The sequence below is a fragment of the Victivallaceae bacterium genome, from assembly GCA_036659455.1.
Lineage (GTDB): Bacteria > Chlamydiota > Chlamydiia > Chlamydiales > Chlamydiaceae > JAVXCN01.
Genome location: JAVXCN010000002.1, coordinates 65,742 through 84,714 on the forward strand (window position 1 = coordinate 65,742; position 18,973 = coordinate 84,714).

The 18,973-nt window shown below is 36.0% G+C and carries 19 protein-coding genes, 1 tRNA gene and 1 pseudogene; 14 read left to right on the forward strand and 7 right to left on the reverse strand.

Annotated features, from left to right (window positions below):
- Window positions 1-53 precede the first annotated feature (53 nt).
- Both RSA43_04310 and RSA43_04315 read left to right on the forward strand, forming a co-directional pair.
- Window positions 54-404, forward strand: a complete 351-nt coding sequence (locus RSA43_04310; GenBank protein ID MEG2496499.1) for a hypothetical protein — start codon at window positions 54-56, stop codon at window positions 402-404.
- An 83-nt stretch (window positions 405-487) separates the two neighbouring features.
- Window positions 488-1,078, forward strand: coding sequence for a hypothetical protein (locus tag RSA43_04315; GenBank protein MEG2496500.1), 591 nt, complete (start codon window positions 488-490; stop codon window positions 1,076-1,078).
- Between the two features lie 587 nt (window positions 1,079-1,665).
- On the opposite strand, the gene glyS is transcribed toward RSA43_04315, so the two are convergent.
- Together glyS and RSA43_04325 are read right to left on the reverse strand one after the other, a co-directional pair.
- Complete coding sequence (gene glyS, locus RSA43_04320) at window positions 1,666-3,849, reverse strand: glycine--tRNA ligase subunit beta (protein ID MEG2496501.1); 2,184 nt, start codon at window positions 3,847-3,849, stop codon at window positions 1,666-1,668.
- A pseudogene (locus RSA43_04325) lies at window positions 3,835-4,710 on the reverse strand (glycine--tRNA ligase subunit alpha). The gene glyS and the pseudogene RSA43_04325 overlap by 15 nt, the downstream one beginning before the upstream one ends.
- A 181-nt stretch (window positions 4,711-4,891) precedes the next feature.
- Between RSA43_04325 and RSA43_04330 the strand changes: the two are divergent.
- Window positions 4,892-5,506, forward strand: coding sequence for a CDP-alcohol phosphatidyltransferase family protein (locus tag RSA43_04330; protein MEG2496502.1), 615 nt, complete (start codon window positions 4,892-4,894; stop codon window positions 5,504-5,506).
- 62 nt (window positions 5,507-5,568) lie between these two features.
- On the opposite strand, the gene RSA43_04335 is transcribed toward RSA43_04330, so the two are convergent.
- A complete protein-coding gene (locus RSA43_04335) occupies window positions 5,569-6,984 on the reverse strand; it encodes a glycogen/starch synthase (GenBank protein MEG2496503.1) in 1,416 nt (471 codons plus the stop codon).
- 287 nt (window positions 6,985-7,271) lie between these two features.
- Here RSA43_04335 and RSA43_04340 point away from each other — a divergent pair.
- The 8 genes from RSA43_04340 to ispE all read left to right on the forward strand — a co-directional run bounded on the left by RSA43_04340 (window position 7,272) and on the right by ispE (window position 11,430).
- Window positions 7,272-7,343 (forward strand) — tRNA-Gln (locus tag RSA43_04340).
- 225 nt (window positions 7,344-7,568) lie between these two features.
- The gene (locus RSA43_04345; protein MEG2496504.1) at window positions 7,569-7,721 is read left to right on the forward strand and encodes a hypothetical protein; all 153 of its coding nucleotides are present in this window, start codon (window positions 7,569-7,571) and stop codon (window positions 7,719-7,721) included.
- Between the two features lie 515 nt (window positions 7,722-8,236).
- Window positions 8,237-8,794: a 50S ribosomal protein L25/general stress protein Ctc gene (locus tag RSA43_04350; protein ID MEG2496505.1), complete on the forward strand. Its 558-nt coding sequence runs from the start codon at window positions 8,237-8,239 to the stop codon at window positions 8,792-8,794.
- Window positions 8,794-9,348 carry an aminoacyl-tRNA hydrolase gene (gene pth / locus RSA43_04355; GenBank protein MEG2496506.1) on the forward strand — a complete coding sequence of 185 codons (555 nt, stop codon included), beginning with the start codon at window positions 8,794-8,796 and terminating at the stop codon, window positions 9,346-9,348. Before RSA43_04350 ends, pth begins: the two co-directional genes overlap by 1 nt.
- An 84-nt stretch (window positions 9,349-9,432) precedes the next feature.
- A complete protein-coding gene (gene rpsF / locus RSA43_04360; GenBank protein MEG2496507.1) occupies window positions 9,433-9,771 on the forward strand; it encodes a 30S ribosomal protein S6 in 339 nt (112 codons plus the stop codon).
- 30 nt (window positions 9,772-9,801) lie between these two features.
- On the forward strand, window positions 9,802-10,059 hold the full coding sequence (gene rpsR, locus RSA43_04365; protein MEG2496508.1) for a 30S ribosomal protein S18: 258 nt from the start codon (window positions 9,802-9,804) through the stop codon (window positions 10,057-10,059).
- Window positions 10,060-10,085: 26 nt separating this feature from the next.
- Window positions 10,086-10,550 (forward strand): 50S ribosomal protein L9, encoded by a 465-nt coding sequence (gene rplI / locus RSA43_04370; GenBank protein MEG2496509.1) that lies wholly within the window; start codon window positions 10,086-10,088, stop codon window positions 10,548-10,550.
- A 16-nt stretch (window positions 10,551-10,566) separates the two neighbouring features.
- Window positions 10,567-11,430, forward strand: coding sequence for a 4-(cytidine 5'-diphospho)-2-C-methyl-D-erythritol kinase (gene ispE, locus RSA43_04375; GenBank protein MEG2496510.1), 864 nt, complete (start codon window positions 10,567-10,569; stop codon window positions 11,428-11,430).
- Here ispE and RSA43_04380 read toward each other — a convergent pair.
- The gene (locus RSA43_04380) at window positions 11,417-11,686 is read right to left on the reverse strand and encodes a hypothetical protein (protein ID MEG2496511.1); all 270 of its coding nucleotides are present in this window, start codon (window positions 11,684-11,686) and stop codon (window positions 11,417-11,419) included. The two genes, ispE and RSA43_04380, sit on opposite strands and share 14 nt — an antisense overlap.
- A 210-nt stretch (window positions 11,687-11,896) precedes the next feature.
- Between RSA43_04380 and RSA43_04385 the strand changes: the two genes are divergently transcribed.
- Window positions 11,897-13,243 carry a putative Na+/H+ antiporter gene (locus RSA43_04385; GenBank protein ID MEG2496512.1) on the forward strand — a complete coding sequence of 449 codons (1,347 nt, stop codon included), beginning with the start codon at window positions 11,897-11,899 and terminating at the stop codon, window positions 13,241-13,243.
- On the opposite strand, the gene RSA43_04390 is transcribed toward RSA43_04385, so the two are convergent.
- Window positions 13,229-14,233, reverse strand: a complete 1,005-nt coding sequence (locus tag RSA43_04390) for a 1-acyl-sn-glycerol-3-phosphate acyltransferase (protein ID MEG2496513.1) — start codon at window positions 14,231-14,233, stop codon at window positions 13,229-13,231. The genes RSA43_04385 and RSA43_04390 overlap by 15 nt on opposite strands.
- 14 nt (window positions 14,234-14,247) lie before the next feature.
- Window positions 14,248-15,786 carry an Rne/Rng family ribonuclease gene (locus tag RSA43_04395; GenBank protein ID MEG2496514.1) on the reverse strand — a complete coding sequence of 513 codons (1,539 nt, stop codon included), beginning with the start codon at window positions 15,784-15,786 and terminating at the stop codon, window positions 14,248-14,250.
- Between the two features lie 376 nt (window positions 15,787-16,162).
- Between RSA43_04395 and rpmF the strand changes: the two genes are divergently transcribed.
- Together rpmF and RSA43_04405 are read left to right on the forward strand one after the other, a co-directional pair.
- Window positions 16,163-16,345: a 50S ribosomal protein L32 gene (gene rpmF / locus RSA43_04400; GenBank protein ID MEG2496515.1), complete on the forward strand. Its 183-nt coding sequence runs from the start codon at window positions 16,163-16,165 to the stop codon at window positions 16,343-16,345.
- A gap of 27 nt (window positions 16,346-16,372) precedes the next feature.
- A complete protein-coding gene (locus RSA43_04405; GenBank protein ID MEG2496516.1) occupies window positions 16,373-17,356 on the forward strand; it encodes a hypothetical protein in 984 nt (327 codons plus the stop codon).
- Here the strand turns inward: RSA43_04405 and RSA43_04410 are convergent.
- Window positions 17,337-18,965, reverse strand: a complete 1,629-nt coding sequence (locus tag RSA43_04410; GenBank protein MEG2496517.1) for a hypothetical protein — start codon at window positions 18,963-18,965, stop codon at window positions 17,337-17,339. The two genes, RSA43_04405 and RSA43_04410, sit on opposite strands and share 20 nt — an antisense overlap.
- Between the last annotated feature and the right edge of the window lie 8 nt (window positions 18,966-18,973).

The window sequence follows — 18,973 nt, forward strand, 5'->3', positions numbered from 1 at the left end:
TTTGTTAATTATATTGTATAGTATATAATTTTCTTTTTGTTATTTGTGTTTTTATGAAATTCAATTTCAATTTATATTTATTATTTATAATTTTATCGATTTCGTCTTTTTGTAAAATTTTCTGTACGGTTCCAACCGAATCTCTCAAAGAAAATTTTATCGGAACCCTAGCCCAAAGTACGATCGTTTATTCCGTAAAGAAACCCTTATTATTAAAATCTAAAATTTTTCCTGTAGTATCCGGATTAGGTCTGTCCGTTATCGGTTTGATAGAGGAAGAAAAATATCAAGCGCCTATTACTTCTTGTGGGATGGGTTTTTGCGGATGTTCGTTATGTGAAGTAAGTGATCGTGAATTTTTATCCGATATTCAATGGGAGATTCACGAAAAAGAACTTGCCTAGTCGTTTTTATTTTCCGATTTATCTATCTTTTTTTTATTTCCTTTCTTAGAATGCCTTTTTTTTAAAAAAAAGGGTTTGCAACAATGAAAAAAAACATCTGTTGTTTGTTTGTCCTTCTATTGGCCGTTTCTTTCGGATTCACAGGAGGTAAGGTTTTGGCTTTTGAAAGTCGTAATGCTCCATGGAATCGTATTGTGCATGCGGAACACATTGACGTTCAGCAGTTGCAAGACGAAGAGAAGAAGGTCTGTGATGAAGAGGAGGAAATCTCCGCGGAGAGCGTTTTTGAAGAGAAATTCCGGACTGCTCTTGAAGAAGGAAAATTTTTTATTGCAGGTATCGATTCGGCAGATGGCGCTCTCCAACGTCTTATCGATGTTTGTCAACCGTTGAGGAAATTCTTGGAAGAGAATGATTGTATGGTGGTGTCTTCAGAAGAATATGGCTCAGAGCATTATTTATATAAATGTTTACAGAAAGATTTCGGTGGTGAATATGAATTGCCTCTCATTTTAATCATACCTTTCGGGCCTCCCGGATTTATCCTGGAATTGGGCAATATTAGGGGTATGTCTTCCGAAGAACTTATTTGCCTGGGAGAGGCTCTGGCGACCGGTGAGTATTTTCAACACGTTGAGCATCACGCTGAGCAGTTTGTTGAACAAAACTTATAGTCAAACTGTTTTGAGAGATCTCGTTCTAATTTTTAGAACGAGATGCATTTCTTGAATCAAAAACGATTTGAATTTCATACGTCTTTAAATTTTCTGTTATGCAATCATTGCGATACTCGGATTCATCTGTCTTTTTTTTAATCACTCTCTAATTGCCATTTTTCAGAAAAACATTTGTTGCTTGTTTTTTTCTATCGATCGTTTCTTTTGCATTCAGAGGAGATAAGGTTTTAGCTTTCGAAAGCCTTACTGTTTGTTTGAATCGTATTGTATATTCGGAATACACGGGCTAATCTTTATAAGATAAAAACAAAAATCTTTTTATAGATGATGATATCATCATGCAGGGATTATCGAAGATTTTTTATAACCACTAATTTCTTATTGTAGATATCGGACAATGCTCTTCAAAGGCTCTTGAACGTTTGTCAACTCTTAAATACATTTTAAAAATTACAGCTATATCGTGATGTTCGAAAAAGAATATCGGATAAGAATTTAATCGATTAATAACTATTACTATGATGAAAGTCCATAATTAAAGTACGTTTTAATCGGCTGTCCTAAAGCAAGATATGTTTTTTAAATCAAAAACAGTCAAAATCGCATATGTTTTCGAAACACTTGAGGCATTTATGTAAAATTCTGAGTCTCGCGATTTCACAATCGATATTGTTATCGAAAATCTTGAATTCATTCAGGAATTTATCTAATTTTTGAGATAGCACTGCAAGACGATCAAATTTTTCATTAAGCGTTATTGAGTCGTTGAAAAATATATCTTTATCGATAATGTTTAATTGCTCCTTTTCTGCAACAGACATACAAGTGTAATCCGCCTCCGTACCGTTTTCAATTTTTATGTCTTTAAGGAGGAGTTTTTTGACCCTTTTATATACCTTGGCAATTTGTGCAAAAGATAAGGGCTGCGTATTTTTAATGGTTCTTAATTCTACGAATGTGTCAAGACATTGATAATAATTGAACTCTTTTAATCTCGAAACAATAGATGAGATTTCGTCTTTATATCCGAGATTTTGTAATATCGTTCGAAATCTGACATTTATAAAACTCAAAATTTCCGTTTGTAGTGAAGCAGGATTATGAATTACCTCAGTCGGCAATTGATCGTTAAAATGTTTGAAAAATCTGTCGATGCAAAAGCCAAGAAAGACCGAAAAGTTAAAATCCAATTTCCTTTCTAAGATTAATGTAAGAATTTCTAAAGCCTGACGACGTAAAGCATAAGGATCGTTTGAAGAGGAGGGTTTAAGATTATTTGAAAAGCAGGCAATAATATTATCGATTCTATCGGCAATACTTAAAAGGGCCCCAGTTTGCGATATAGGATCTCCCGGATGAATGTGGGATAAATGTTCCTTAACGGCTAATGCAACACGATAAGAGAATCCTGAAGCAAGGGCATAATAAGAGCCCATGATTCCCTGCAATTCAGGAAATTCATTGACAACCGCAGAAACAAGATCTCTTTTACAAAGGCTTGCAGCTTCTACCAACTCGGTTTTATTACAAATGGGACAATATTGAAACAGGTTCTTTGCATTTTCTTTAATTCTTTCCGTTTTGTCCATTAAAGATCCGAAATTATCCATAAATCTTACAAAGCATAATTTCTCAAGGAATTTTTCTAAGGGGACACCTAGATCTTGTTTAAATAAGAAACTTCCGTCGGTTAATCGCGGTCTTAACGCGCGTTCGTTACCTTGAATGATTACCGATCCTGGGTGATTATCGATCACGACGGCGAATCGATTCGTGAGCTTACCAGTATGATCGGATAGAGGAAAATACTTTTGATGCTCTACCATTTCCGCTACTAATAATTCTTTAGGTAATGATGTAAAATCTTCCGGAAAAGAACCTAACATAACGAAAGGATATTCCGAAAGATATGTAGTTTCGTTAATTAATCTGTCTTTAAATTCACTGCATAAGCCTTCATTTAACCGGATTGTATCTAATTCGTCCGAAATCATTTGATGACGAGTGTTTTGGTCTGCAATTACAAAAGACCGCTCCAGTTCTTTTAGATAAGTAGAGGCGGACGAAATGATACATTCATGAGGGTGTAATTGTCGATGTCCCTTAGAGATATTGGAAGCTGTTATTTTCGGAACCGCTATCGGTATGACTTCTTTACCGTAAAGGGCTACCATCCAACGAATTGGTCTGGCATATTCGAAACCTGATTCATCCCACCGCATTTTTTTAGGGAAAGTCATGTTTTTGATGATTTCAGGTATTTGCTTCAGAAAAACTTCTTGTATGGATCGACAAATATTCTGCGAATGTACGAATAAATATTTAACGCCTTTGATATCTTGAACTTTTAGATTCGAATGGTGCAGGATCTCTTCCGCAGAAGACAGCTGCATATCTATGGATTTAAAGAATTTTTTTCCGGATATTGTTACAGTACCGTTCTCTTCGAAAATGTGAGACAACAAAGGACCCTTCTTAACCGTTGTTCGAGGTTGACTTCGATTTGCCAATTGTGAGATTAAACATGAAATTCTTCGGGGACTTCCGAAAACTCGTACCTGTTCGAACTCGAAACATTCTTCGTGTAGCATTTTTTCAATAAGTATTTTTAATGAAGACATGCCTTTGGGAACGAAACTTGCCGGTAATTCTTCAGAACCTATTTCGAGAAGAAAGTCGTCTTTTGTTTTTAAGTCGCAGATTTCGTTAAGACGGACATGAGGGGTCCTATCCGTCTGACTTGAATTTACATTCTCATGATTTTTCATCAGAGGAAAGCCTTTGTCTTTTCTGCTTATTATATACTTCTCGGCAACTTCTTTTGCTAATTGACGAATGCGAGAGATATATCCGGTGCGTTCGGTAATTGAAATAATTCCTCTGGCGTCTAAAATATTAAAGGCATGGGAAGCTTTTATAACGAAATCATAAGCAGGTAGCGGAAGATTTGCATCGAGAAGAGTAACGGCTTCTTTAGAAAAGTCTCGGAAAAGTCGTAACCACATATCTACGTCTGCTTTTTCAAAATTATATTGACTCCATTCAAATTCTGATGATCTGACGAGATCTCCGTAAGTTAATTCATTAGTCCACATGATATCGAAGACGGATTCTTTTTTTTGTAGATACATAGCGATTCTTTCCAGACCGTAAGTGATTTCTCCGCTAATCACGGATAGCAACTGACTGCCTACAGTTTGAAAATAGGTTAATTGCGTGATCTCCATACCATTTAACCAGACCTCCCATCCCAGCCCACTGGCTCCTATAGTTGGATTTTCCCAATCATCGTGTACGAAACGAATGTCATGTTCCTTCAAATCAAGACCGATGTATTGAAGGGACTCGAGAAAAAGATCCTGAAAATTTTTCGGAACGGGTTTTAGGAGGACTTGAAATTGATGGTAATTCTGCAATCGATTCGGATGAATGCCATATCTTCCGTCTTGAGGTCGTCTGGAAGGTTCAACGTAAGCCGCGCGATAGGGTTCGGGTCCGAGAGATCTTAAAAACGTAGCCGGATTGAAAGTACCTGCCCCTACTTCTAAATCATAACCTTGGTGTATGATGCAATCCTGCTTTTGCCAAAAATTGAATAGAATGAGAATCATGTCCTGCAAGGTTTGCATAAGAACTCCAATTTTTTATTTGATTCAAACTTAATATTTAGAATATTAAAAGGAATTCGTTATATGATCAACTGAGGACTTCAGCATATCTTCAGTGGAACGGAATTTAAAATTTTAATGAGATTTTAAATTCGTTTATCATAATAATTTGTCCTGATTAACCATTTTCGTGCGGTATAGTATGGGTCTTCCTAATTATTTGACCTTTCTTCGAATTTTCATCACTCCTTTATTCATGATTATATATTTGAAGTCTTATTGGTTTGGAATTAGTGGAATTGTTCAACCTTATATTCTTTTGAGCTTAATTATCCTCACTGAATTATCCGACGTTTTTGATGGATTTTTTGCTAGGAAATTTTCTCAAGTTACTGATCTGGGGAAAATTTTGGATCCCGTAGTAGATTCCGTTTATCGAATTTCTGTTTTCATCACGTTCACCCAACCTCCGGTCAATTTGCCGATATTGCTTATTTTTATTTTTTTAGCGAGAGATTCCGTTACAAGTACTTTAAGGACGGTTTGTGCTTTAAGAGGATTTGTTCTTGCTGCCAGGACTACTGGAAAACTGAAGGCAATTCTTCAAGGGACTATTTCCGTTCTAATCATTCTTGCAATGATTCCGTATTCTTTAGGAAAATTTTCTTCGGAAACTTTGATGAAAATAAGTACGATAGGGGTGTCTTTGGTTGCCGTTTACTCTGTTTTTTCCGGAATCGAATATTTATGGGCTAACAAAAGTTATCTGTTTCTCTTGTTAAAAGAACCAAGGAATTCCGGAAAGGGATCTCGATAATTTCTTTTTTGGCAATCTTCGAAGTTTTTGTAATTATGTTCTTGAAAACGTTCTTCAACGATTTACATTAAAGTACCGTAAAGCTTGGAGTATTGTTGAGCCGGAATTTTCCAATCGGAGCCTCGAGACATTCCTTCTCGAACCAATCGTTTCCAGGAATCAGGGTGAGTCGTCCTCAAATGAACGGCTTTTTTCAGAGAGTTTATGAAGTCTCCGTGGGAGTGCTCAAATATGAAACCATTCACATCCGCCTCTACCGTATCGATCAATCCTCCGGTTTTATTAACGATAGGAACCGTGCCGTAACGCATGGCGATTAATTGAGCCAACCCGCAAGGTTCAAATAAAGAAGGCATCAGAAAGATGTCGGAAGCCGCATAGATTAAATGAGAAAGTGCTATGTCATAAGACAACTCAATAGATATTTGTCCCGTTGTCTCCAATTTTTGTTTTAAATCTCGAAAGATGTTCTCCGTTTCGGAATCGGAACAAGACCCCATAAGGACCATTTGACAACCGTATTCAAGAGTTTTGAAGAGAGCTTCTTTTATAAACGATAAGCCTTTTTGTTCGGTAAGGCGTGTTACGATCCCGAAAAGAGGTTTTGAGGAAGATGTAAGTCCTAGTTTTTTCGATAACTGTTCTCGGTTGGTTTGTTTGGCTTTGAAAAAATTATCTTCAATGTTTAAGCATTTCAATGAGTATCTGGTTTTAATGAAAGGATCCGTTTGAGGATTCCAATACTCAAAATCTATTCCGTTCGTTATACCGAGAATATTTTTATCCGAAACTTTTATAAGATTCGATTCTTTGATCGTCGATAGAATATCTTTGGCATAAGTAGGTGATACGGTCGTAATTCTGTCTGCACAGACAAGCCCCGTGTTTAACAGCGAGATTGAAGAGTTATTATCTTGAAAGTTGCAATCTGAGGTATTGTATATTCCGAATCGTTTTAAAATTTTAGTGTCGCAGGGACCGGTATAGTTGAAATTATGTATGGTAAAAATGGTCTTACAGTTCATTTCCTTAAGAAAAGCTGCCAAAGAAGCCGTATGCCAATCGTGTAGATGAACGATATCTGGTAGACCGGATTGAATCAAATATTCTTTAGTTGCCGAAGAAAATATTAAAAATCTTTCGACATCGTCATCGTACCCATATATTCGATCTCGATCGAATACGGGGAGATTCTCGGGAAATTTTAACAGGGTAAGTTTGATATCGTTATGATAGATGAATTTTTTGACTTCGATATCCGTTTCTATTCCTCCGATATTCGATCTGAAAACAAAATTCAGTTGACGATCGGTTATTAAGTGAGAGGAATTTAAATTTAATAAACGGTAATGAGGGAGAATGACTTCAATTGAATAACCTTGTCTTGCCAGAGATTTAGTAAGACCTGCAACTGCTTCGCCGAGACCTCCTGTGCATGCTAAAGGAGATAATTCAGAGCAAACGTGAGTGATTTTCATGCGTGTCCGAATGTTATGATATCCAAGCGTTATAGTTAACACGTTCCATACTTTTCATAAATTAATTTTTATGATTATCTTTCTTTAATTCCTAAGAGTTATTAGGATCACAAGTTATTTTTATGAAAGAAAACTTAAGACGATAACAAGAGTGCTTTAAATTGAAATCTTTTTCGGAATATAGGAGGCGATTTTTACATCCCTTATTATTTTTAAGGAGAATTGAATGTTTTTGAGCTAATTACTTGTAGTAAAATTCTCAAGAATAGTAGGATTTTTCTTGACTTTGGGGTGTAGCCAAGCGGTAAGGCAGCGGTTTTTGGTACCGTGTATCGGAGGTTCGAATCCTTCCACCCCAGATGTTTTTGAAAAATTCGGTTATGAATTTATCGTTTTTTTCGCGGATTCTTATCTTGGATTTCTTGTTCGAATATCCGTGTGTTCTTTAGGCGATATTCAATGCATCTTTTCCCTTAACTGTGGATTGATTTATAAATCTTTGATTCTTTACTCAATTACTGGTCGGATGGAATTAATTTATTTTGGCCGATGTTGTCAGAAGTGTTTTCGTTCGGATTATTTTTATGACAATTCCTCACTTTGATTGTCTGGGTCCGGATCGTAAAGACAAATCTCAAATTTTTATTACGGTTCAATTAATAATCGATTTGTTAAATACTTCCCGAATCAACGGAATTTTTGTGATGGAGTCGCAATCATGGATAGATATCGATTGAATTCCCGAAGAGTTATGATGAACACCTTAATAAAAGAGGTAATTTTAATGGATGATCCGACTGGTCAGGATCCACGACATCATTATCGTATGGATGTAAGGTTTTTTGATGCGGTTAGCTTTCCGAAAGATAGTTCTTGATTATGAAAAAAAAATTTAAAAGCCGGATATGGTTTTTTATGAAATCTTAAAGAGAATAAATCAAAATTCGTTTCTATGGTGTCACCATTCGATGAAATAACTCGTCGTATTCATGGGAAAAAAAGTCGTTTTTACGATTTTTTTCTTAAAAATAATGTTTTATTTCGTCCGATCGTCCGATCGACTCTTCTTTCATTGACTTTTTCTTACTTAAAGTGGTAGCTTTGTCGCTGGACTTTCCATTTTTGTTTTGTTTGGGCGAGTTCATATTGCTTCCGTCCTTTATTTGCGGTTGATCTTTTTCATCGGCCCTTGGCGGATATTTTTATAGATGTTGTTAGATTCGAGAAAAGTTGTTTTGGAGTAATAGGGATCATGGAGCTTACAGTTACGGATCGTTCGGTTGGTAAGAAATCTTTTTTGAAGATGATTCGTCAGAAGGGGGATATTCCTGCGGTTATTTATTTCTGTGGTCAAGCTGGGGCTAATATTGTCGTAGACGGTTCTGTTTTTAAAAAATTTCTAAGTTCTATGGAGCCTGGGACTTTATCTTCGACAATCTTTGTGTTGGCTTACGGAAGTAAGGTTTTAAAAACCATCATAAAGGATATTCAATATGATATTACGACTTATGATGTAATCCATATTGATTTTGAAGAATTAGTCGACAACATCCCGATTACATTGAATATTCCTATAAAATGCGTAAATGTTATGGACTGTTTGGGTGTGAAATTGGGTGGTGTTTTGAGACAGATTGTATACGCGCTCAAAGTTATTTGTCTTCCCGATCATATCGTTCCTTATCTTGAAGTGGACGTAAAAAATTTGGGAATGGCTCAAACTAAAAAGCTGTGCGATATGGTGTTACCTCTCACAATGAAGCCGATAACCTCCTTAAAAGAAGTTGTCGTGACCGTGACACGTAGATAATGGCAGAGAAAGATTTATGTCTTTTGGTCGGTATCGGTAATCCGGGCCTTTCGTTTGCGCAAACGAGACATAATTTGGGGTTTGCTTTCGTTGATTATGTGGTTGATTGTTTAGGTGGAATTTTTGTAAGGAAAACGGCTTTAAAAAGTTACTTGGCTAAAGTATCTTTCGAAGACAAAGATTTGTTGATTGCTAAGCCTCTGACTTTTGTTAACCTCTCGGGTAATTCATTGGGAATTCTTAGGAATCGTTTTAACCTTGAGTCTGACCGGATTATGATAGCAGTGGATAATGTGGATAAGCCATTCGGTAAGCTAAGTTTAAAGCAAGGTATTGGAGCGGGTGGTCATAACGGATTAAGAAGCGTTAATCAAGTGTTGGATTTTCGGAATTCTTGGGTTTTAAAAATGGGAATAGGTCGACCTTTGGATGATTCCAAAGGATTAACTGATTTTGTGTTGGGTAGATTTTCCTTTGAAGAACAAGGTGCTTTACCTATGATTTTTGAAGAAGCAATCATTTTGGTTAAAGAATGGCTTTTACATAAGGTCTGAAGAGGCTTCTATAAGAAAAATCAAGTTTTAGTAGACCTAGTATTAGATAGTCAATAAAATAGGTCTCTGTTTTAGGAGAGATAGATGGGAAAAGATGAAAAACAGCTTTATGAAGGAATGTACGTTTTTAGTGTTACCTTAAGCGAAGAAGCTCGTTGTAAAGCTTTGGATAAAGTTACTTCAGGCATTATTAACTACAGCGGTGAAGTTTTAAAGATTCATGATCAGGGTAGAAAGAAACTGGCATATGAAATTCGTGGAGCTCGTGAAGGATATTATTATTTGGTTTATTTTTCCGTTGCTTCTCAGGCGATTAGTGAGTTGTGGAAAGAGTATCATCTTAATGAGGATTTGCTACGGTTTATGACGTTAAAGACTGATAAAGTCCAGGAAGTAATAGAATTCGCTACTTTAGCGGAATAAATAATGTGTTAATTTGGGGATTGATAACGAATGAATAGGCCTAGCGGGGGATTCAGCGGAGACGGTAACAGACGTAAGCGTTTTAATAAAAAATGTCCGTTTGTAACGGCAGGATGGAAGGCTATCGATTATAAGGATGTAGAGACGCTTAAACGCTTCATAACGGAGAGAGGTAAGATTTTACCTAGAAGAATCACTGGAGTATCTTCTCATTTCCAAAGACAGTTGACGCTGGCTGTAAAAAGAGCACGGTATATTGGATTGCTTCCATTTGTTGGTGAAGATTAGGAATTATTTTTAAGGGGTTTTGAAAAATGAAGCAACAGTTGCTTTTATTGGAAGATATCGAAGGTTTGGGAAGAAGTGGTGATCTTGTTTTCGCGCGTCCCGGTTATGTAAGAAATTTTTTACTACCACAGAAAAAAGCCTTTCGTGCTACCGGAAGAACTCTGAAAATGCAAGAACTATTGAGAAAGCAGCGCTTGGAAAGAGCTGCTTTCGATAAGCTTGAATCCGAATCTTTGTCTTCCAAGTTAGCGGAGATGGTGTTTGAGTTCTTTGTGAAAGTAGACCCTGAACAAAGAATGTACGGTTCCGTCACGGTTACCGATTTGATTCAGTCGGCTACGGAGAAGGGTCTCCATTTGGAAAGAAAGAGTTTTCCGTCTTCACACTATGCTTTAAAAGAATTAGGAAGAAAATTGATTCCCTTGAGATTGAAAGAAGGTGTTATAGCTCATCTTATCGTAGATATTTTTTCTGAAGCAGCTAGGGATTAAAAACGAATAGTTCGTTGTGTTATCTTTATTTTCGCCTTGCAAGGTCAATTTATTTTTACGAGTTCTTTCCGTCCTTCCTGACGGTTATCATTATCTGAATACTCTAATGCAAGCATTAGATTTCGGAGATTATCTTGTAATCTCCGACTCCGATAGGGATGTTTTTATATCTTCGAGAGAAGACATATCCGGCAGCGATAATTTAGCAATTCTTGCCCGAGATTTATTTAGATCTAAATCTGGAATTTCAAATAAATTTTCTATTTTTTTACAAAAAAATGTACCTATAGGTGCTGGTTTAGGCGGAGGTAGTAGTAATGCTGCTACAGTGCTTTTCGGATTAAACCAACTCTGTGAGACTGGTTTTTCCGATGAGGAATTGAAGTCATGGTCTTCAGAACTGGGAGCAGATATTCCTTTTTTCTTTTCTTCCGGACGGGCGATGTGTAAAGGAGGGCAAAATTTATCCGTAAATGATTTTAAAGATGATCTCTTAGGTAATAAAAAGATTTTTTTAGTTTTTCCTCCAGGACCAGGTACTCTTACTAAGGAAATTTACAAAAAATTTGTGTTTAATTGTATTCGATACGAAGAGAAACTTCTTCTTGGTCATAATGATCTTGAATCAACCGTCTTTTCTTACTTTCCTTTTCTTCGTGATTTAAAACGGACGCTTATGAAGTCTTTAGGGGACTTTTCGGAACTGATTTTTATGACGGGCTCTGGATCGACCTTTGTTATTTTTACTGATTATGAAGAAAGAGTCTCCCAAGAATTAATGACACTTTCTCTCGATTTTGTTCTTGCAGAACCTATCTTAAGAAAGAAGACTCCTTCTCAATGGTTTTGTGTTCCTCACGAAGAGGCTATTTTTGTTTAATTAATTGATGAAGCTTTTCCGTTAATTTTGATACCTTGTTGCAGGACGCTTTTTCTTCGTTATCTTGTAATGAAGAAAGAGCGAATTTTTTGGCTGTGTATTCAATTAACTGTTCTTTATGAAAATTTGCGGAATTCGGCAGGACTTTTTCGCAAAGTTCTATTGTTCTAAGAGAAAACGTACTAATTTTTCCGGCGGTAGAATTGACTTTATGATTTTCCGTGTTTTTTTCTAAATTTCGAGTATCAAGGTGCATTCTATCTTCCTCATTTGCAATTCAAAATAATACTTATAGTAATATTTTTTTTTTTACAAACGATTTGTGTCTAATTTTTATAAACTACTTGATTTTAAGGAGTTTATTTTTAAATAAGATATGTGAAATCGATTCTTGATTTGTTGTGACAATATTGTTTTTTTCTTATAAAACCCGATTAACAATATTTTTTGATTTTATCCGGAGTGATTGTTGCTATTACCGCAGTATTCTCAATCTCTATTTATCGGTTCGGCTATTATATTTGCCCTAGCCATTGTACACACTTTTCTAACTCCGAAGTTATTTTTCATTTCACAGCAATTTAAAAATAAGCAATTGATTTATCCTGAAGCATCAAAAAAATATTACATGATTAGTGAAATATTATCGACTCTGAGTAGAGTGGAACTTGTATTTTTCTTCTGGCCTATAGTTTTATTTTGCTTATTTTTTTTCTTGGAAGGCCCCAAATTAACATTTGCTTATTTCGAAGCCAGAAACTATTCATTCCCGCTCTATGTTATTATGATGGTTATTTTAGTGAATTCCAAACCGATAATTTTCTTTGCAGATAGAGTTTTAACGTTCATTGCCGGATTAGGAAAAAGTACGCCTAGAGCGTGGTGGTGGACTTTATTAATCGGTGCTCCTTTTATGTCCTGTTTAGTGAAAGAAACAGGAGCTATGATTATAGCGGCAACTATGCTGTCTAAAAAAATTTATAATTTAATGCCATCTCGATCCTTTAGATATGCCACTATGGGTTTATTATTTTCTAATATTTCCATAGGAGGCATCTTAACTCCAATGTCATCGAGATCTTTGTTTTTGGTTCAACCGACTCTAAAATGGAAACCAAGTTTTATCTTTGAAAATTTTTCTTGGAAGGCGTTAATTGCTATTATCATTTCTACAACAACGTATTTTTTGATCTTTAGAAAGGAATTTCAAAAATTTCCCGAACAGACTGCAAGTCGTCTCGAAAAAAAAACGGTACTTCCCTTTTGGCTTGTATTGGTGCATATAGTTTTTATAGTTGTGGTTATTTATGTCAAATCTCAAACCGTTACTTTGGCTGCCTTATTTGTTGTTTTCCTGATCTTTCATAAAGTCACTCTTTTTTATCAAAATCCTTTGCATTTGCAAAAAACGGCTTTTATCGGTTTGTTTTATGTCGGTGTTTTAATTTTAGGAGATTTACAGGAGTGGTGGATTTCTTTGATTATGAATCGACTTTCCAATATCGGAACCGTAGTCTTATCGTTTGTTTTATCTTCGTTTTTAGACAACACCTTTGTGAGCTATTTAGCTGTGAATGTTAAAAAATCCGGTGATTGTTATCATTATTTAGTTTTTACGGGTATTACTTCTGCCGGAGGACTAACCCTATTATCGAATTCACCGAATCTATTGGGATACATCCAATTAAGAGAATTTTTCAATAGAATGTCATTTATTAAATTATTTCTCTATGCCTTACCGCCAAGCCTTACTGCGATACTAATTTATTGGATTTTAAAAGGAGTTCCCGGTTTTTCATCATGTCGATTTTGATTGTTCGAAATATAAAATTTCCTGGTAAAGTTCAAGAACGCTATTAAATAACAAATCGCGGCGTATTTTTCTTTGATGGTTTTTTTCTATTCCGGGTATGTCTTCTATGTTTATGTTTTTTCCGAAAGCTAAAAAAATATCGGTTCGACATATATTCCGAGATTCTCCCAGAGAGTGCTTAATTACAGGAGGAGGAGGAAGGATATCAAAAGTTTTTAAAGCCAAAGGATAAAACGACATAGTCTTTCCCGAACTTTTTGCCAGTAGTCTGAAAACTTCTATACTGCCTTCATCGAAGGGAGCTATCTCAATAATCTCTTGTTCGTTCCTTCTATCACGTCCTCCGGAAGGAGCTACATAAATACATTGGGAACCTTTTTTTAATAAGCTTTTGAAAGTTTGTAGGGCTTTTTGATTATGCCTTAACCTCTTTTCTTTTTCTTCGGGAGGATGTTCTATATGTCTCTTGGAATGTATGCACAATAAATCATACCCCATACTAAAAGGTCTCGCTAAGGGATCTTTGATAACGCGATCACCGGCAACAAAAATCATGTCATCCGTAAAATGGGGAAAGCTGGCATTCGATAATGCAAGCGTTATAAGATGAGGATCGAATTCCGTTTGATGGTTAGCTAGGAATATGACGTTCTCTCCTTGTCTCAGACGTTCGACTGCATCTTGGACAACCTCTGCATGGAGAATAGTTGATGAGAGAACAATCGGTCTTAAGAAGTCAAGTCCGAACGTCCTATGATTGAAAGGAGATAAGACTTTCTTATGAAACAGTTCAAAAGAAAACGGGGTTTGGTAATCCTGTTCTACTAATTTAAGATACGTCCGAAAGATCTTTTCGACTTCGTCGAGTGGTGTGAAGGTATTCTTAGTAGCTGTTACATAAGATCTATAGAGCTCCCATAACATGTTATAAGTGACTTGAGAAATTTTATTCGTCAAGAACGATGTTTTAATTAGATTTTCAAAATCCATAGAGATGCGAAAATTTACAAATTAATAATTTCCCCTGTCGAAAGAGAAATAAATTGGTATTGGTTAAGGTGTAGCAAGTCAGAAGATCGAATTTTCAAAGATGCCTTAAGTTGCTTGGCTATTTTAATAAGAGTCTCGATATCGTCGTCAATCTTCATATAGTCTTCAAGTTCCGGATGGATAATTAATTCCAAGTTCATCTGTTTGTGATATTTGATGACTTTTTTTAAGTTACGTTCGATTTCAATCATTACCGTCTCATGAGTCTTGATCAAAGCATTTCCGCAACAATAAGGGCAATTGGTGAATAACGTTTGTACAATTGATTCACGGTTACGTTGTCTCGTCATTTCGACTAAACCGAACTCGCTCATGCTCAATATAGTGCATTTTGCTGAATCGGTTTTCATACAATCCTTAAAACGTTCTAAGACTCTACGTTGATTCTTACGGGATTTCATATCGATAAAGTCAATGATGACGAGACCGCCTATATTTCTAAGACGTAATTGTCGGGCTATTTCTTCAGAAGCCTCCAAGTTGATTTGAACCAATGTTTCTTCCACATTGCTTTCGGTTTTGGTGCTTCTTCCGGAGTTCACGTCGATGGTATGCATAGCTTCCGTTTTATCGAAAAATAGATAACCTCCTCCCGGAAGCCAGATCTTTCTACGAATGGCTTTTTCTATTTCTTTCTCAATATTGAATCGCTCAAATATCGGAGTGGAATCTCTATAGTACTCGATTTTTAAAGGCGCATCACTTGCATATCTTTTAAGAATTTTCTTACATTTTTGAAAAACAGGATAATCGTCAATCAAAAGACGATTGTATTTCTTATCGACGCAAGTAACTACGGCGCGTTTCAGCAAATCCGATTCTTCATACAAAAGAGCAGGAGAATTCGTAGCGCTGAATCTTTCGATGATTTTAGACCAGGTATTCAACAGCTCATGAGCTTCTTCAATAAGTTCATCCCTTGAAGTAAACATACTGGCCGTTCTGCAAATCAATCCCATATCCTGAGGCATTTCAAAAGCCCTAATTAGCTGTTTTAGGCGTTCTTTTGTATGGGGATCTTCTATTTTTCTAGATACGCCTCTATGAGGAGAATTCGGCAACAATACCAAGTATCTACCGGGAATGGAGATATTTGAAGTTAAACGAGCTCCTTTGCTTCCGATGGGTTCTTTGACCACCTGTACCAGAACGGGACTATCCAGTTTTAAGAGATCATCTATGTGAGTCTCTTTCTCTTGTTTTTCTTTCTTTTTAGAAACGGTCGGTTCGAAATCCAAGTCAAAAAGATCTTCGAATTTTTTTGTATTCTCGAGAATGTCCGAGATATGAATAAATCCGTTTTCTCCTTCATCTATATTGACGAAAGCCGATTGAATGTTTTTTAAAATATTAGTAACCGTGCCTCTATAGATATTACCTTTTAACTGCCTGATCTTCTTTCTTTCGATAATCAAATCAGATAAAATTCCGTTTCTAAGTTGTGCACAGCGAATCTCTTTTGATTCTACGTTGAGTAGAATATCGTTCTCCATGTTACAATCCTTCAAGCCCGGGAGTTGTGTAGTCGCTTCGCACCGATCGTTTTCGGTCAATAATGTCAGAGTTCCGGACTTCTCGAAGTTCCGATTATACGGCAAAAGAAGGCAAAAATTCCAGGGAAATAGTTGATTGAGCTGCTTATTTCGATTTTGATTTTCAAGAGTTTATTTTTAATTTTCATTATATTTACTGAGTTTTTGTTTAATAATTGCTTGTTTTTGCAATATATAATTTATATGTTTCTTAACATTTTCAGATTGTCTCTATTTCACTAAATTCATAAATGTTTTATGATTTCCCCTTGGACGTTAGATGTTTTCAATTGGCCCGAGGATTTTCGAAGAGTCTTATTTTAAGGATAGGTTTAAAATGGCAGTTCCACGTAATCGTTTGAGTAATGCAAGAAAAAATATTCGAAGAAGTCATCATGCCAAAAAGGCAAAAATAGTCGTTGTTTGCAGTAATTGTAATCATGCCTTTTTACCTCATAGGGTATGTGCTTCATGTGGTTTTTATGATGGTAAATCAACTAGGAAAGCGGTAGCCAACTGAGACTAGTTGAGACCGGTTTTATTTTCTATGATATATCGTATAGGTATTGATCTAATGGGGGGTGAGCATTCACCTCTAAGTGTTTGGCAAGCACTTATCGATGTTATCGTATCTCGTCAAGATGAGGTATCGGACAGGTTTATTTTTTGTCCGATACTTACCCCCGATTTTTTGTCTTTTCTGGATCCTTTCGTAGCGGCTTTGCCCGGTCGAATTTCGAGCTCTTTATTTTTTATTGTTGCCGAAGATGTCGTGGGCATGAAGGATTCCGTTTTTACGGCTCTACGTAAAAAAACTTCTTCAATGGCAATCGGTGTCGAATTTCTGAAAGAAGGTAAGCTGGACTCTTTGTTTTCTACTGGGAATACGGCAGCATTGGTTTCTTTGGCTTGTTCTCGTATTCCTTTGATTTCCTCGATTTCCAGACCTGCTCTTTTAGTTGAACTTCCGACATTGACGGGGAATATAGTAGTATTGGACGTTGGTGCCAATGTTTCGGTGAAACCCGAAAATCTCCTGGATTTCGGAAAAATAGGGCTTGCCTATTACCGTTATTTGAAAAATAATGATAAAAACATTTCCGTGGGACTTTTAAATATAGGTACGGAAGAAGGTAAAGGGACTGAAAATCATCGAAACACTTTTCGTTTATTGCAGACAAATTTCGGAGATCGTTTTTTCGGTAATCTTGAAAGTCAAGATGTCTTTAAAGGAAAAGTACAAGTCGTGGTAACCGATGGATTTGCCGGAAATATTTTCTTAAAAACTGCTGAGGGAGTTTTTGACTTTTTATCGGAATTATATGTGGACAATTCGCATAATTGTTTTATTAAAAATGATTTGGAAGGAAGCGTTTATCCGGGATCCGTATTGTGCGGTCTTTCAAAATTAGTTGTTAAAGGGCACGGACAATCACAAAATAAAGCTCTTTTTAAAGGGATTTCAGGTCTTATTGAAAGGACTTCTAACCGGGTTTGCGAATCCGTTATTGCTAATCTGGAATTGATTTGAATGGTATAACGGCTACATCGAAATCAAGAAATGTTTTCAAACGCTCTTCATTGGGAAATAATGCAAGTACTTCTTTATCAATTAAAGAAAGACTATTTGTTTTCAGTTTATGTTTTATTTCACGACATTTGATTTTTAAGTTTTCGGCTGCACCGGATTGACTAAAAAAATTCATATATTCAGAGATTTGAGTGGACAGTAAGTTGGTATCATTACCTATAAATTCAGGAAAAACAATCTCGTCTAAAATTAGGTTCGGCAAGCCATAGTGACTCGAACCCATCCCGAAAACATATCTTGCAACTAGAGAATCGATCTTTCCGATTAAGCATGTAATCAGAGTGGGCGTGCCGATCAAAGCGCATTCGAGAACGATTGTTCCGCATTTTGCGGTAATAAGCTCTGCTTCTTTCATCATTTCGTATCTGAAGCATGAGGGTACGAAATAACATTGAATATTGAAAAAACGAATAGTTTTTTCAAGCATATGTTTAATTGATTCTTCAGTATAAGAAACGATTATATTGTGGGTATCTTGGTAACAGGATTGTTTAAACGCCTGAAGTTGTAAAATGAAGTTTTTTTCGACATCTTTTAGACGGCTTCCCGGAAAAAAGGCTATAAAAGGTCGGTTTTCCGGAATATCAAATTGCTTTTTCCAGTATAAGTCGAAACGGTGATTCTCAATAAGAGTCAATAAGGGATGCCCGACGAATTTGACCTTTAAACGACTGTTTTCGGATGTAAAAAGATCTTTTTCGAAGGGGAGTATCGTTAAAAGTAGATCCAGATTGTCTTCCAGAGTTTTTTTTCTACTTGATCTCCATGCCCAGATACTGGGACAGACATAATGAACGATTTTTCCGGGAAACAGATTTTTTTTTAGTGTTTTTTCCAATCGCAGATGCATATCCGGTAAATCTATGAATACGGCAATATCCGGAAGTCTGTTCAATAGTGTTTTTTTTATGAAGCGATACTGTTTAAATATCTTAAAAAGAGAAAATAAAACGGCTTTAAACCCAAGATATTGAAAATTTTCCATCGGTAAGATGCATTCGAAATGAGAATATTGTCTCATCAATGGACCGCCGATTCCCATAAATCGTAGGGCAGGATCGGAATTAGATAAGGAAAGGATCAAATCGGCTCCTAAAATATCTCCGCTGTGCTCACCGGCTGAGATGAAGATTAATTTATTCTTTCTTTTAGGTAACAACGGTCTCTTTTTTATGAAAAGTCCTCTTTTTAATAGAGCAAAAATAAGTATCGTAAAGCCCGAAAAGACAACAGTCAGTTCGATTTTATCTCTTAAGCATGTGAGAAGGCCATTCTTCAATAAGGACATATTCGTCGAAATCACGGTATTTCCGTATAAAAACGAAAATAGTGCAATGGAGACAAGAGAATTTTTTAAATAGCTGCTTTTAGTGGAATCGAAATTTCTTAAAGCCGAAAAAATAAATAAACTGAAAAATATCGAAATAACCGTTTGATGCACGCAAAATTCTGAAAGGATTATCGAAGATAGAAAACAAAAGGCAAACAAACCTAAAGCACCCAAAAGCCGAGATTCGATCCTTAAATAAGAAACGATGGCTTGAAACAAAAAGACTG